At 33.9% G+C, this 13206-nt stretch carries 16 protein-coding genes; 10 read left to right on the top strand and 6 right to left on the bottom strand.

Translation table 11 applies throughout. The features are described 5' to 3' along the window. Positions 1-18 precede the first annotated feature (18 nt). Genes AAC069_RS00995 through AAC069_RS00985 form a run of 3 tightly spaced genes read left to right on the top strand, consistent with a single transcriptional unit; the run spans position 19 to position 1389 of the window. Complete coding sequence (locus AAC069_RS00995; protein WP_339918669.1) at positions 19-588, top strand: 4Fe-4S dicluster domain-containing protein; 570 nt, start codon at positions 19-21, stop codon at positions 586-588. A gap of 10 nt (positions 589-598) precedes the next feature. Continuing rightward, positions 599-1111 carry a Rieske (2Fe-2S) protein gene (locus AAC069_RS00990; protein ID WP_339918668.1) on the top strand — a complete coding sequence of 171 codons (513 nt, stop codon included), beginning with the start codon at positions 599-601 and terminating at the stop codon, positions 1109-1111. Positions 1112-1140: 29 nt separating this feature from the next. After that, a complete protein-coding gene (locus tag AAC069_RS00985; protein ID WP_339918667.1) occupies positions 1141-1389 on the top strand; it encodes a DUF6755 family protein in 249 nt (82 codons plus the stop codon). Between the two features lie 224 nt (positions 1390-1613). Here the strand turns inward: AAC069_RS00985 and AAC069_RS00980 are convergent, their stop codons facing one another. The 6 genes from AAC069_RS00980 to lysS form a co-directional block, all read right to left on the bottom strand. Then, a complete protein-coding gene (locus tag AAC069_RS00980) occupies positions 1614-2045 on the bottom strand; it encodes a response regulator (RefSeq protein WP_339918666.1) in 432 nt (143 codons plus the stop codon). A 2-nt stretch (positions 2046-2047) separates the two neighbouring features. Beyond that, entirely contained in the window at positions 2048-3388 is a 1341-nt protein-coding gene (locus tag AAC069_RS00975; protein WP_339918665.1) for an ATP-binding protein, read from the bottom strand. Between the two features lie 578 nt (positions 3389-3966). Then, a complete protein-coding gene (locus AAC069_RS00970; protein WP_339918664.1) occupies positions 3967-4623 on the bottom strand; it encodes a hypothetical protein in 657 nt (218 codons plus the stop codon). After that, complete coding sequence (locus AAC069_RS00965; protein ID WP_339918663.1) at positions 4607-5092, bottom strand: sigma-70 family RNA polymerase sigma factor; 486 nt, start codon at positions 5090-5092, stop codon at positions 4607-4609. The genes AAC069_RS00970 and AAC069_RS00965 overlap by 17 nt, the downstream gene beginning before the upstream one ends. A gap of 297 nt (positions 5093-5389) precedes the next feature. After that, entirely contained in the window at positions 5390-5911 is a 522-nt protein-coding gene (locus AAC069_RS00960; RefSeq protein ID WP_339918662.1) for a hypothetical protein, read from the bottom strand. Positions 5912-6122: 211 nt separating this feature from the next. After that, a complete protein-coding gene (gene lysS / locus AAC069_RS00955) occupies positions 6123-7826 on the bottom strand; it encodes a lysine--tRNA ligase (RefSeq protein ID WP_339918661.1) in 1704 nt (567 codons plus the stop codon). Positions 7827-8184: 358 nt separating this feature from the next. On the opposite strand from lysS, the gene AAC069_RS00950 reads away from it, so the two are divergent. From AAC069_RS00950 to AAC069_RS00920, 7 genes are all read left to right on the top strand, one after another. Next, on the top strand, positions 8185-8733 hold the full coding sequence (locus AAC069_RS00950; protein WP_339918660.1) for an RNA polymerase sigma factor: 549 nt from the start codon (positions 8185-8187) through the stop codon (positions 8731-8733). 20 nt (positions 8734-8753) lie between these two features. After that, entirely contained in the window at positions 8754-9020 is a 267-nt protein-coding gene (locus AAC069_RS00945) for a hypothetical protein (RefSeq protein ID WP_339918659.1), read from the top strand. Between the two features lie 11 nt (positions 9021-9031). Next, complete coding sequence (locus AAC069_RS00940) at positions 9032-9499, top strand: hypothetical protein (RefSeq protein ID WP_339918658.1); 468 nt, start codon at positions 9032-9034, stop codon at positions 9497-9499. 72 nt (positions 9500-9571) lie between these two features. Next, complete coding sequence (locus AAC069_RS00935) at positions 9572-10333, top strand: YHYH protein (protein WP_339918657.1); 762 nt, start codon at positions 9572-9574, stop codon at positions 10331-10333. A gap of 136 nt (positions 10334-10469) precedes the next feature. After that, positions 10470-11081, top strand: a complete 612-nt coding sequence (locus AAC069_RS00930; protein ID WP_339918656.1) for a toxin-antitoxin system YwqK family antitoxin — start codon at positions 10470-10472, stop codon at positions 11079-11081. Further along, the gene (locus tag AAC069_RS00925; protein WP_339918655.1) at positions 11062-11721 is read left to right on the top strand and encodes an SCO family protein; all 660 of its coding nucleotides are present in this window, start codon (positions 11062-11064) and stop codon (positions 11719-11721) included. The genes AAC069_RS00930 and AAC069_RS00925 overlap by 20 nt, the downstream gene beginning before the upstream one ends. A gap of 22 nt (positions 11722-11743) precedes the next feature. Then, complete coding sequence (locus tag AAC069_RS00920; protein ID WP_339918654.1) at positions 11744-13189, top strand: aryl-sulfate sulfotransferase; 1446 nt, start codon at positions 11744-11746, stop codon at positions 13187-13189. Positions 13190-13206: the final 17 nt, after the last annotated feature.

The raw sequence follows: 13206 nt of genomic DNA, 5'->3' as shown, positions 1-13206 counted from the left end.
CTATAAAAAATCTAAAAAATGAACTATACCAGTTTCAATACAAACGAAGAATTTTTTGTAGATATGCAACGTTGCATTGGCTGTAAAGCCTGTGAAATGGCTTGCGCAGAATGTGAAACAAACGGTCAGGACTCTATGATTCATGTTAATTATGTTGATCGAGCTTCTACCACACAAACTACTGTTCAGGTGTGTATGCATTGTGATGATCCAGTTTGTGCTAATGTTTGTCCAGCAGATGCTATATCAAAAGACGAATTTGGGATAGTACATACTGCTAATACGGAGCGATGTATTGGTTGCTCTAATTGCGTTGAGGCTTGCCCTTTTGGTGTTCCAAAGAAAATAGAAGAATATGATATGATGATGAAGTGTACTATGTGCTACGACAGAACAAGTGTAGGAAAAAAACCTATGTGTGCGACGGTTTGTCCTAGTGGGGCTTTATTTTATGGTACCAAAGAAGAAATAACAGAAATGAGACCAAATAGTTCACCGGTGAATACTTTTGTTTTCGGAAAAGAGATTGTAAATACAAAAGTGAATATCATGATGCCTAAAGGTAGTACTGAGTTGATCATTTTTTAAATATATACCCATGTCAAAAGAAGATAATTTAAATAAGAACTGGAAAAAAGATTTTCCAATTCTAAAACAGCAAGCCACGAATGTTAGCCGTCGTGATTTCGCAAAATTCCTGACTTTAGTTTCAGGAGGATTAATGGTTGGGAGTGGTTTGGTCGCTGCCAAAGCCTATTTACTTCCTAAAGAAGATATGGAGGGCGAACATTTTGTGTGCAAAAAAGGCGAGGTACCTTCAGGTGGAACACGCGCTTTTGTGATAGAAGGAAGTAAAATTCCATATATTCTGATTCATCTTGAAAGCGGAGAATTCAAAGCCTACGAGCAAAAATGTACGCATCTTTCTTGTTCCGTTTTTTACAAGCCAGGAACAGGAATTATACATTGTCCTTGTCATGAAGGATCTTTTGACGCTAAGACTGGAGACGTTATAGCAGGGCCACCACCACGAGCTTTACCTAAACTGGAAGTCTTTTTTAAGGACAATGATATTTATGTAAAAGCATCTGAAGAAGAAAAATTGAGTTAGGTATTCAAAATAACTAAATTATAGCTACTATGAGCAGTTTTAGAACAAGCCAAAACAAGGCCAATCCCAATAAGTTAAATATTATTCTTTCAACACTAATATTCATTCTTATTATGAATGTTACCATTCAAATCTGGTTGCTATATGCATCTTTGAATAACGCTTTAGATAACAATAAAGAGATTTTGATTCCAGCCTTTATCGCTTCGCTTATTTTGTTTTTAATTGGCTTTAGTTGGCTTTATTTTTTGCCGTCAGGGAATCGTGAGAATAAATAGTATTTGATAGAATCTTTTATAAAAAAAGGAACTCAACTGTGTTCCTTTTTTTATAAATATAATTGGTAAAGTAAAAAGCACTCTTTAAAATGACAAGTACTAGTTTGTTAGCATCCACCACTTGATTCATTCTTGATAACGATACGTTTCCAGCACCGATTAAAAATAAAATTGGAGAGTCTGTGTTTGTTTTACTAATAGGTTTTGGGCAATAAGGTTTATTGCTATAGCAATTCAGGAAAATGGTTGTTCATTATAGTATTAAGCAATTCTTGGGTTAATGGTTTTTTTGTGAATGAGGATATTTCAGGAATGCTCTCGGCTCTTAATTGATCAGCTGGATTTGTTGATGTGGTATGCATCACAATAATTATCTTGTCTTTTTCACTCACATCTGTTTTTTGATATTCTTCTATAAATTCCCATCCATCCATTACTGGCATATTGATATCCAGTACAATTAAAAGTGGGCGAGTAGTAGAATTTACATTAGTTACAAATTGCCCTGTACTAGTCAGGAATTCTAATGCTTTTTGACCATTTAATACAGGTTCAATTTCGTCTGCTATTCCAGCCTTGCTAATTCTAATAGTATTTAAACAGTTTACCATTTCATCATCATCAACTAATAAAATACAGCCTATTTTTTCTTTCATTCTTATGCTTTTTTTCGAATTGTAAAATTAAAAACGGTTCCTTCACCTAACTTTGAGTCTGCCCAAATAGCTCCACCGTGTAACCGAGCTATTTTTTCACAATGAGATAAGCCAATTCCTGTTCCCTCGTATTCATTTCGATCATGCAAACGTTTGAAAAGTACGAAAATTTTATCTTTGTCTTGTTCTTTAATTCCAATTCCATTGTCTTGGACAGAAAAAAACCAATGATCTACATCTTCCTTTGCTGAGATTTTGATTTCAGGAATGACATCTTTTTTTCTAAATTTCAATGCATTACTAATGAGGTTTTGAAACAATAGCCTTAATTCTAGTCGGTATCCAATTACTTTTGGCAAATGATCAACTGTTACTTTTGCATTAAGTTGCTTCAAAGTATGGCTTAGATCTGTAAGAACCTCATTTACGATTTCGTTGCAGTCAACTATAACTGATTCTTCCTCTGCGCCAATTCTTGAATACTCCATTATTCCTTTCACCAAAGTTTGCATACGCTTTGATGATTGTGAAATATATTTAATATACGTACTCATTTCCTCACTAATGTTTTCCTCACATTCATTTTGGAGAAGCTCGGTAAGAGAAACCAATGATAGTAGCGGTTCCTGAAGATCGTGGGTAGTAATATAGGTGAATTGCTCTAACCGCTCGTTTTGCTGGTGTAAAAGCTTGTTTTGGGCAACAATTTCAGTGTTGTGTTTTTTACGAGCGCGTAAGGTATGTAAAACGAAGTAGTAACCTAATAAAAGAGCCAGTATCGCAATGAATGTTGTAATTATTGAAGTTCTAAAGAATTTATATTGCAGATTTTTGGCTTTTGCCGTTCGTGTCTTTAGTAATTTTTTTTCGGCTGTTTTTATGCTTTGTAAAGCACCTTGAATGTTTTTAATTATATTGACGCCAGTTCCGTCGTTAATAAGTTTTTGTGCTTGCTTAGGGTCAGCATTGGATACAAGGGAAATTATGGTGTCAGAAAAGGCGATTTTTTTATTAAATTCTACTTCAAGCAGGGTAATTCGTGCTGTTTGTACAGGGTTGTCTCTAGTTAAGTTTTTTAGCTTTACAATGTCCTTAGGGATTTTGGATTTTCTGGCAATCACATTTTTTGCATAAATCTCGTTTCGGGTAATAAAGTACCCTAGGTTATTGGTCTCAAGTTGAATAGCATCTTCTGATAATAGATCGCACTGAGATAGCACATCGTTTGTGTGTTCTACCCATTCTGTAGCTTCTGTAATATTGTTATTGCTAATCACTGATAGGGTCAAAGAAGCTATTATCATTAGGAAAACAAATACAAATCCGGCTACAATTTTATTCATGAGTAATTAATTTTGTATGCTATATTATTTTTTTGAATGTTAGAAAACAAATTAGGTGTTATGATGTTAAAAATGTTTACTATTAATCTAATTTTTATTGCAGTATTTTATAAATTTAACTTTTTAATAGTAGAAAATCTAATGGGGACTAATAGTTTATCAATAAAATATTCATATAAACGACAAATAAATAAATTTAATCATAAGTCCTTATTTATTTTCGTTTAATAACAATCTGTTTATTGCGAATAGCTTAAAAGTATAGACGAATGGATTTGTACTTTATAATTTCTAGCTTAAAGATTTGTAGAAGTACGTGAATAGGCAATTTTAGAATGGGAAGTCTAAAACTAATTAGACTTCTCGCTTTAGTCCATAAAAAAAAGGAACTCAATTGAGTTCCTTTTTTTACAAGTAAAAATTAGGCGTTTTAGTAATAGACCGTAGTTTGTTAACGACCACTTCAGTGCGCCCTAAAGAAGATAAAGTTATAATCGTCTTGTTCCATTTTTTAGCGCTCAATTCTATTTTTATTTAGAATAATCTAGATTTTGATTCAGTTAAAGTAGACTGGTCAATTAATTTCTTAATTCATTCATGTCGGCAAGAATTCCATCTAGTTTTTTTAATATCCTGCCATAACCAAGCTTCAGGTCGAAATCTCCGATTTGTCCTCCAAAGTAGGCTAATAAACTGATAATAGTACCCCCCCCAATTATTAAAATTAATGGAAAACCAAAAACTAAATAGGTGCCTGGGAATTTTAGTAAAATGAAGTTTACAAATTTATTTCCAGGAATATCCCCCCCAATACTACCAAACCAAAATCCTGCAACCATGATTATGAAAACGTATGGATATAAAAAGCGAGACAGTTTAGTGTTTGTTGCAGTCATTTCTTTAACCCAATTGTCAAACGAAATCAGGTATTGGTAGCTGTTTTGGGTTTTGTCCAATGTATCTAAACGCTTGCTAAATTTTTGTGCAATAGTGACTATAACAAAAAATAACACGAACATTCCAATTCCCATATAAGGTATTTTGACAAGAAATGAAATTGGTAAAATAATAAATGCAAACGCCACGATTGCAATCCGATTTATTTTATACATTCTTCTAAATTTATCGACGATATCTATCGATTTTTGACTGTAGAGATTATTCAGTTTCGGCGCTAATAAAGCATCGCTTTTCAAAAAACCGTCTTTCCATATTGTTTCAATTGACTTTTCCATCTAATAATTTTTTTAATCGTTCTTTAATTCTTTTAATGCGCACCCCAATGTTGTTTGGGTTTGTTCCAATAATTTCTGCGATTTCCTGATATGACTTTTCTTCTAGATAAAGCATAATAACCGCCCTGTCTACTTCAGATAATTGTCTGATTGCCTGATAGAGCTGGTTAAGAGATTCATCTATAAAAGAACGACTGTCCTCGATTGCCTCGTCAGGCAAAGAATCAGAAACAAAATGATGTTTCTTTTTTTTCTTTAGTAAAGTCAAGCATACATTTAATGATATCCTGTAAACCCAGGTGGACCACTGCGATTGTTCTCGAAAACTGTCATGGCTTCTCCAAATTTGTAAACAGACCTCTTGATAGTAATCCTCAAAATCCTCTTGGGTATTCGTATAAGCCCTGCAAATCTTAATGATGATTCCTGAATAGGGTAAAATAAATGTGGTGTAAAAATCGCTACTCACTTTTGTTTTTTCTTAATTAGTGGCTAAAGTTGGGAATTATTACAGGCAAAAGAAGTTTTTTTAGAAAGTTTTTAAAAGTTCGGGCTTTTTTTTCAGGGGAATCGCTATTGTAGAAGAGAAGTAGACAGAAATTCATAATTTTAGTAGTTACGTAATTCTGGAAAAGGATAGAACCAACTCGATCTGTAAGCAAATAAAAAAACCGACTTGAAATTTTCAAGTCGGTTTTTTATTCCTTTAAGAATAATTAATATTTTATTATTTATACTCGACCTTTTAAGTACTGTGAATGAAGTATTAAAAATGCAATGCAAAACCGATGTTAAATTGTAAACTGTTATCGTAGTACTGTTTATGAGTAGCTAAATTGTAACGAATTCCTGGTTCGATACTTACATTTTTTCCTAAAAAAACGGCGTAACCGGCTTGTAGACCAACGTAGGTAGGATTAGCATCTGCCTGACCGATGCCAACACCGTTATAAGATATTTCAATTGGAATCATGCTTTTGAAATAGTATTTGGCTCCAATTTTATAGGCAATTGGCGTTTCTTGTCCTTTGATGCCATTATCGCCATATCCTAATCCAATTTTAAGAGCCAGATTATCTTTGATAAAATAACCTCCTTCGGCTCCAATATTATAAGAAGTAACGCCATCAGAAGAAGTGAAATACAAAGAGGTGGAACCCACGTTCGTACCAAAACCGGTATTTACTTCTACAAGCCATTTCCCTTTTGTAACTTGCCCCTCTTTGGCTTGCCCATTGGCAAATGAAAATGCAAATAAAGCAACCACAGCTAAAATGATTTTTTTCATATTTGTTTGTTTTTTATTGAAACAAAAGTAGAATTTAAATTTATTTAAGTAAGAAGTTTATGACTTATTTAACGATTTTAGAATTGTGATAAATTGATTTATTCTTCTAGGTTAAGGATTGAGTAGGTTGGTTAACTACTTTGTTACCAACGGGTCATAAAAAAAGGAACCCAATCTGAGTTCCTTAATTTCTATATTTTAAAAGTAAAAATTACTCTTTCAAGCGACAAGCCTTAGTTTCTCCATCTACAACTACTTCAGTCATTCCTAGAGAAGATAAATTTTTCATGGCTTTGTCCCATTTTTTACCGCTTAATTCTGATTTTATTTTCAATAACCCAAATTCCATTTGGTTTTCATTAGCCTGTAATAAAGAAACAATTAGTTTCTCATCGTCTTCCAGTTCTACTTGAACTTGTTTTTTCTCTGGTCTCATTTGTGGAAACAACAATACCTCTTGGATAGAAGCATTATTAGTCAAATACATAATCAAACGATCCATTCCTATTCCCATACCAGACGTAGGAGGCATTCCGTACTCTAATGCTCTAAGGAAATCTTCGTCAATTATTCCTGTCGCTTCATCATCTCCTTTTTCCGATAATCGCATTTGCTCTTCAAAACGGCTCCGTTGGTCAATTGGGTCATTCAGCTCAGAGTAAGCATTCGCTACTTCTTTACCACAAACCATTAACTCAAAACGTTCTGTCAATTCTGGATTGTCTCTGTGCTCTTTACACAAGGGTGACATTTCCTTTGGATAATCAGTAATGAATGTTGGCTGAATATAATTTCCTTCACATTTAGCGCCAAAAATCTCATCAATCAATTTCCCTTTACCCATCGTGGCATCCACATCAATTCCCATGCCTCTAGCTGCATCAAATAATTCTGCTTCACTTTTACCTGAAATATCAAAACCAGTAAAATGCTTAATAGAATCAGTCATCGTTACACGAGCATAAGGAGCTTTGAAGTTGATTTTGTGTTCTCCAAAAGTAGCCTCGCTTGTACCATTTACGGCAATAGCGCAATGCTCAAGAAGATCTTCGGCAAATTCCATCATCCAGTTGTAGTCTTTGTAAGCTACATATATTTCCATAGCGGTAAATTCTGGGTTGTGCGTTCTATCCATTCCTTCGTTACGGAAATTTTTAGAAAACTCATAAACCCCTTCAAAACCACCTACAATCAATCTTTTTAAATACAACTCATTGGCAATACGCATGTATAATGGCATGTCAAGAGAGTTGTGGTGTGTGATAAACGGACGCGCTGCAGCACCTCCAGGAATAGGTTGTAAAACAGGAGTTTCAACCTCAAGATACCCTCTATCATTAAAGAAAGAACGCATCGCATTGAACATTTTTGTTCTCTTGATAAACGTTTCTTTCACATGTTCATTCACCGTTAAATCTACATAACGCATTCTGTAACGCAATTCAGCATCATTAAAGGCATCGTGTACTTTTCCATCTTCATCTACCTTTGGTAATGGCAATGGACGCAAGGTTTTACTCAAGAAAGTAAATCCATCAACACGAATACATTGTGCACCTACTTTGGTAGTAAACAATTCTCCTTCGATACCAATAAAATCGCCTAAATCGGTTAATTTTTTGAATACTTGATTGTATAATGTTTTGTCGTCACCTTCACACAACACATCACGGTTCACGTACAATTGTATGCGCCCTTCGCTATCTTGCAATTCGGCAAAACAAGCTTTTCCTTGATCTCTCACACTCATCAAACGTCCGGCAACAATTACCTTCTTACCTTCTTCAAATTGCGATTTTATCTGCTTCGAAGTATGATTTACAGGAAAAAGATTAGCTGGATAAGGATTGATTCCTAAGTTGCGTAAGGCTTGAAGTTTTTCTCTTCGGATGTTTTCTTGTTCTGATAATGCCATTAGGTTATAATTTTTAAGAGTGCAAAGATAACAAATAGATTGCAGAATTCAGAATTCCCATTTTAGAATTTTTGAAGCGGTAATTTTTGATTTTTTCAAGAAGAGTCGTCCCGCTATTCGCTATATCTTTTTTGCCTCCCGATAGTTTCGGCAGGCAAAAAAGGATGTCGCTTCTATCGGGGCTATACTAGAAATAATTCGCTTATTAAGATAAGTTTCAAAAGTGAATTCAATTCCATGTATATTTGCTTGAATAGTGATGACAGTAAACAAGAAATGAAATTTGTACTATTTTATAATTTTAAATTAAACCTTTCACAGTAATACAGAGTCTTACTTTGAAAATATAATTGAATTTATGAATTCAAATCCGGAATCTTTTCCAGAACTCTACGCTCAGTTCAAATCACTCGTTTATAACGTAGCGCTGAGTTATGTTCAGAACAGAGAAGATGCCGAAGAAATATCTCAAGATGTTTTCGTTCAACTCTTTCAGTCCATTAACGATTTTAAACAAGAATCGACCTTAAAAACGTGGATTTACCGCATTACTATAAATAAAAGTTTGGATTTTTTGAAACATAAAAAAAGTCAAAAACGGTTCTTTATTTTCGGAAAACGTTCGGAAAACGAATATGAAATCCAAAATATTTCTACTTTTGAACACCCCGGTATTTTATTGGAAAACAAAGAAAAATCCAAAATACTATTCGAAGTAATTAATCGATTGAACGAGAATCAAAAAACAGCTTTTATCTTATCTAAAATAGACGGATTAAGTAATCCTGAAATTTCGACAATTATGGAGTTAAGTATCTCATCTGTAGAATCGCTTATTTTTAGAGCCAAAGAGAACCTCAAGAAAAAATTAGGAAATAAATTTGAAGAATACCACAAGAAAAAATAAGAAATAGAGTCTAATATAATATGGAAAAGGAAAATTGGATTAACGAAATTATCGATAGTACGGATCAAATCGTAAAAGTACTACCCAATGATGGTTTGTATGCTAAAATTCAGTCCCAAATGAATTTACAAAATCCAGTCGAAACCAAATGGGTTTGGCTCGCTGCTGCATCAATGTTGCTATTGGTAAGTATTAATATTAAGGTTGTCTTTAACGAATTAAAATCAGAGAAAAAAAATCAAGAAAAGGCTTTAGTTGCTTCAATTACTGATTCATACTCATTTTAGAAAAAAGAATTATGAACAAAATAAAAGTATTAAGTTTTTCCGTTATCGTACTTATCATTCTTAATCTAAGTATGATTGTTTTTTTTATGGTTATAAAACCAAGAGAGTTTAAGAATTTCAGAAATGGATCGAGAATAATAATTATCGAGAAACTCCATTTTGATGAGCCGCAAAAAAAACAATTTAGAGTATTAATTGAAAAGCATATTCAGAAAATTAAGATTTATGAAAGTAAAATCTTAAGCACAAAAGAAAATCTCTACTTACAACTAAGTCTTCCAGAAGTAGACTTAAAAACAAAAGACAGTTTGATTAGCGTATTAGGAGATCTGCAAAAACAAATTGAAATCGCACGTTTTGAGCATTTTAAAGGAATTAGAAAAATTTGCAATACGCCAGAACAAATAGAAGATTTCAAGCAATTAACCATTGAATTAGCAAAAAAAATTGGCGAGCCAAATCCCAACCCGAAAAAATAAATGTTTAACACCGCAAGAATTAAATAAAACTATCGTCAAAGAAGAAGTAAACATATTTAAAATACCCAAACTATGAAAAAATCAAGTACTTTTTTAATCCCCATTTCAGCAATCTTAATGATTTTTGCTTGTAGTAATTCAGATGACGATTCTTCTGTAATTGATCCGAGCACTGGCTCTACGACAGTACCAGAAGTTTATAAAAAGATTTATGGTGCCACTAGTATTACATCCGATGGAACTTATTTAACCATTAAAACTAATGGTCAACCGGATCATAAAAGTGTGTATTATCCAACTACTAATGCTAAATATGAAAATTTTAGCGGAACGACTTATGGCAATTACACATTCATAAAAAATCCTAACACGATTAGCTTAACCAATGCGTATACATTTAAAATACCGGTAAACCCTGTAGTTTCCGCAACACATGCCGCTACACCATTAGCCGCTATTGGCGTTTCTATAAACGGAGTGCCTTTTTTCAACCAATACGCAGGACCTAATCAGCCATTGACTAATGAGTTTCAATCTTTTGATAAATATTGGGGACATCCAACAGCAACAAGTATGTATCATTATCATGTAGAACCTCTTTATTTAACGGAAACGAAAGGAAAAGATGCCTTAATGGGTTTCTTATTAGATGGCTTCCCTGTTTATGGTCCTGAAGAAAATGGTGCTGCTGTAACCGGTCTAGATGTATACCACGGCCACACAGGAGCAACTGTTGACTATCCAAACGGAATTTACCATTACCACATCACCAATTCTGATCCTTACATCAACGGAAACGGATTTTACGGTACTGCGGGAACATTTTCTAATTAGTTTTTTGCTTATCGCTAAGTTGTTAAGATACTAAGATTTTATTTTATGTATTTGTGGTTAACAAAATTCAAAAACCTTTAAGAAAGGGTAACCAGAACAATAACAAAAAGGCGAAGCAAATCTGTATTTAAATACAATGAGTTTAAAAATCAATTCTTTTACAAAAACAATCTTCCCTTTGATTGCAACAGTATTTTTTATTAGTTGCAATCAAAGTCCAGAAGAGGCGCCTCAAAGACAAGCTCAAAAGACGCCTTCGGTTTATAAAACCGCGTCAGATACTGGTTTCAATTTCAAGCAAGACACCTTGTATTTTAAAACCGAAAAATATTCTGGAAAACAATATGAGCTCTATCCTAGTAAAGACACCGCATTTGTAAAATCCTATTTAGGCGGTATGCTTGAAGGTGTTCAAAAACTATGGTACGACAATAAAGTATTAGCCGAAGAACGATTGTATATCTCGAATAAAAAGGAAGGCGTACATCAAAACTGGTGGGAAAATGGAAAGCCTAGATACAAATACCATTTTTACAACGATGAGTTTCATGGCGAAGTGCTAGAATGGTACAAAACCGGACATTTATTCAAAAAATTTCACTACACTAACGGACACGAAGAAGGTAGCGAAAGATTATGGTACGAAGACGGTAGCGTACGTGCCAATTATGTGATTAAAAAAGGCAAGAAATACGGTTTAATCGGAATCAAATTATGTAAAAACCCTTATGAAAAAAGTATTAAATAACAACTGGACTTTATTACTTGGGATAGTAATTTTACTGTCCTCTTGTAGCAAGATAAAAGATGAAGATGAGGGACTTCCCTTTTTTAATTCCTATGAATTCACTCCAGAATGGATAAGCCTAGACAGTCCTGAGTATACTAATATCCATACTATTCCTGACTTTTCTTTTACGAATCAAAATGGCGAAACAATAACGAAAGAAACTGTTGACGACAAAATCTATGTTGCTAATTTCTTTTTTACCAGCTGTGGTAGCATCTGTCCAAAGATGACCGATAACATGGAAATTTTGCAAAACAAATTCAAAAATGATGACGCTGTTTTACTGTTATCTCATACTGTGGCTCCGGAGATTGACAAAGTTCCAATATTAAAAGAATACGCAAAAGAAAAAGGTTGTATTTCTGGGAAATGGCACTTGCTTACCGGTGATAAAGATGCGCTTTATTCGATAGCAAAAAAACAATATTTCGCTGGAGACTCTATTGGATACTTTGGTAAAGCGAATGATTTTTTACACACTGAAAATTTTATCTTAGTGGATAAAAAACAACGCATACGAGGAATTTATAATGGTACCCTTGCTATAGAAATGGACCGAATCATAGAAGACATTGTCACACTTAAAAAAGAGGATTAAATAAATTATATAGTTATCCATCATGATTCGAATTCATTTAAATAGCAGAAAATTAATAGGCGCTATTGCTTATTTATTTTCTATAGCTACATTGTTTTCTTGTAGTTCTTCAAACGAGGACACTGTTGAAGCAGTGATAACCCCAACAGTCACAAATACAGTAGGCTTGATACGCAACGATGCTGGATCATTGAATGATGGTTATGTGTTATTTGCCCCCATAGGAAGCACCACAACTTATTTAATTGACAAATGTGGTAAGCAAGTCAAGACATGGCCCAGTAATTACAAACCGGGACAGTCGTGTTATTTATTGCCAGATGGAAGTTTATTAAGACCTGGAAATACAAATAATACCACTTTTAACGCTGGTGGGAAAGGTGGGGTTATTGAAAAAATAGATTGGAATGGAAATGTGACTTGGACTTACACAATTTCGGATGCTTTAAAATGCCAGCATCACGATGTAAAAGCTTTGCCTAATGGAAATATTTTAATAATTGCTTGGGAATCCAAAACTAATGCTGAAGCCATTGCACAAGGTAGGAACCCAAATTTAGTGCCTACAACTGTTTGGAGTGAGCAAATACTAGAAATCAAACCTTCAGGAATATCTGGCGGTACAATTGTTTGGGAATGGCATTTATGGGATCATTTAGTTCAAGATTATGACGCATCAAAACCTAATTACGGTACCGTTGCTGCATCATCAAAATTGATTAATGTAAATTATAACGCAAGTGCTACAAATCAAGATTGGATTCATCTCAATTCAATAGACTACAATGCCGCTTTAGACCAAATCTTAGTGAGTTCACATTCTTTTAACGAAGTTTGGATTATTGATCACAGTACAACTACTGCTCAAGCCAAAAGTCACTCAGGAGGAAACTCGGGTAATGGTGGGGATTTAATTTATCGATGGGGAAATTCTTTGGCTTATAATACTGGAACCACAACACAATTATTTGGACAACATAATGCGTATTGGATTGAGTCGGGATTTCCTTTTGAGAATCAAATTATGATTTTCAACAATGGAAATGGAAGAAGTGGAGGGAATTATTCTACTATAGAAATTATAAAACTACCAGTGAATGGGTATAATTATATACAGACATTTCCTTATTTACCTGCTACAACATCATGGAATTACAATTACGGAAATCCAAATACTATTTATGCTCAAAATATTTCTGGCGCCCAACAGTTATCTAATGGGAACGTGCTTTTTTGCAATGGCCCAGCAGGGATTTTTACTGAAATAAATAGTAATGGTACCGACGTTTGGAAATACACCAGTCCAATCACTAGTACAGGAATTTTAAAACAAGGTGTAGTTGCTACTCAAAATAGTGTTTTTAGAAGCACTTTTTACCCCAAAACATACAGCGGATTCTTTGGGCGAACCCTGACATCCGGAAATATAATTGAAGACGTAAATTCAATTTCATCTTCTTGTAAATAAAATATTTTTTGTAAGAA

The sequence above is a fragment of the uncultured Flavobacterium sp. genome, from assembly GCF_963974175.1.
Lineage (GTDB): Bacteria > Bacteroidota > Bacteroidia > Flavobacteriales > Flavobacteriaceae > Flavobacterium.
This window is presented reverse-complemented; position numbering and strand designations above follow the sequence as displayed.

What these genes read in the sequence shown, in the direction of transcription:
- AAC069_RS00945 (WP_339918659.1), top strand. Translation starts at nt 8,754, where the DNA reads ATGGAAAAGGAAAATTGGATTAACGAAATTATCGATAGTACGGATCAA.
- AAC069_RS00925 (WP_339918655.1), top strand. Translation starts at nt 11,062, where the DNA reads ATGAAAAAAGTATTAAATAACAACTGGACTTTATTACTTGGGATAGTA.
- AAC069_RS00995 (WP_339918669.1), top strand. Translation starts at nt 19, where the DNA reads ATGAACTATACCAGTTTCAATACAAACGAAGAATTTTTTGTAGATATG.
- AAC069_RS00985 (WP_339918667.1), top strand. Translation starts at nt 1,141, where the DNA reads ATGAGCAGTTTTAGAACAAGCCAAAACAAGGCCAATCCCAATAAGTTA.
- AAC069_RS00960 (WP_339918662.1), bottom strand. Translation starts at nt 5,911, where the DNA reads ATGAAAAAAATCATTTTAGCTGTGGTTGCTTTATTTGCATTTTCATTT.
- AAC069_RS00975 (WP_339918665.1), bottom strand. Translation starts at nt 3,388, where the DNA reads ATGAATAAAATTGTAGCCGGATTTGTATTTGTTTTCCTAATGATAATA.
- AAC069_RS00940 (WP_339918658.1), top strand. Translation starts at nt 9,032, where the DNA reads ATGAACAAAATAAAAGTATTAAGTTTTTCCGTTATCGTACTTATCATT.
- AAC069_RS00950 (WP_339918660.1), top strand. Translation starts at nt 8,185, where the DNA reads ATGAATTCAAATCCGGAATCTTTTCCAGAACTCTACGCTCAGTTCAAA.
- lysS (WP_339918661.1), bottom strand. Translation starts at nt 7,826, where the DNA reads ATGGCATTATCAGAACAAGAAAACATCCGAAGAGAAAAACTTCAAGCC.
- AAC069_RS00930 (WP_339918656.1), top strand. Translation starts at nt 10,470, where the DNA reads ATGAGTTTAAAAATCAATTCTTTTACAAAAACAATCTTCCCTTTGATT.
- AAC069_RS00970 (WP_339918664.1), bottom strand. Translation starts at nt 4,623, where the DNA reads ATGGAAAAGTCAATTGAAACAATATGGAAAGACGGTTTTTTGAAAAGC.
- AAC069_RS00920 (WP_339918654.1), top strand. Translation starts at nt 11,744, where the DNA reads ATGATTCGAATTCATTTAAATAGCAGAAAATTAATAGGCGCTATTGCT.
- AAC069_RS00980 (WP_339918666.1), bottom strand. Translation starts at nt 2,045, where the DNA reads ATGAAAGAAAAAATAGGCTGTATTTTATTAGTTGATGATGATGAAATG.
- AAC069_RS00990 (WP_339918668.1), top strand. Translation starts at nt 599, where the DNA reads ATGTCAAAAGAAGATAATTTAAATAAGAACTGGAAAAAAGATTTTCCA.
- AAC069_RS00935 (WP_339918657.1), top strand. Translation starts at nt 9,572, where the DNA reads ATGAAAAAATCAAGTACTTTTTTAATCCCCATTTCAGCAATCTTAATG.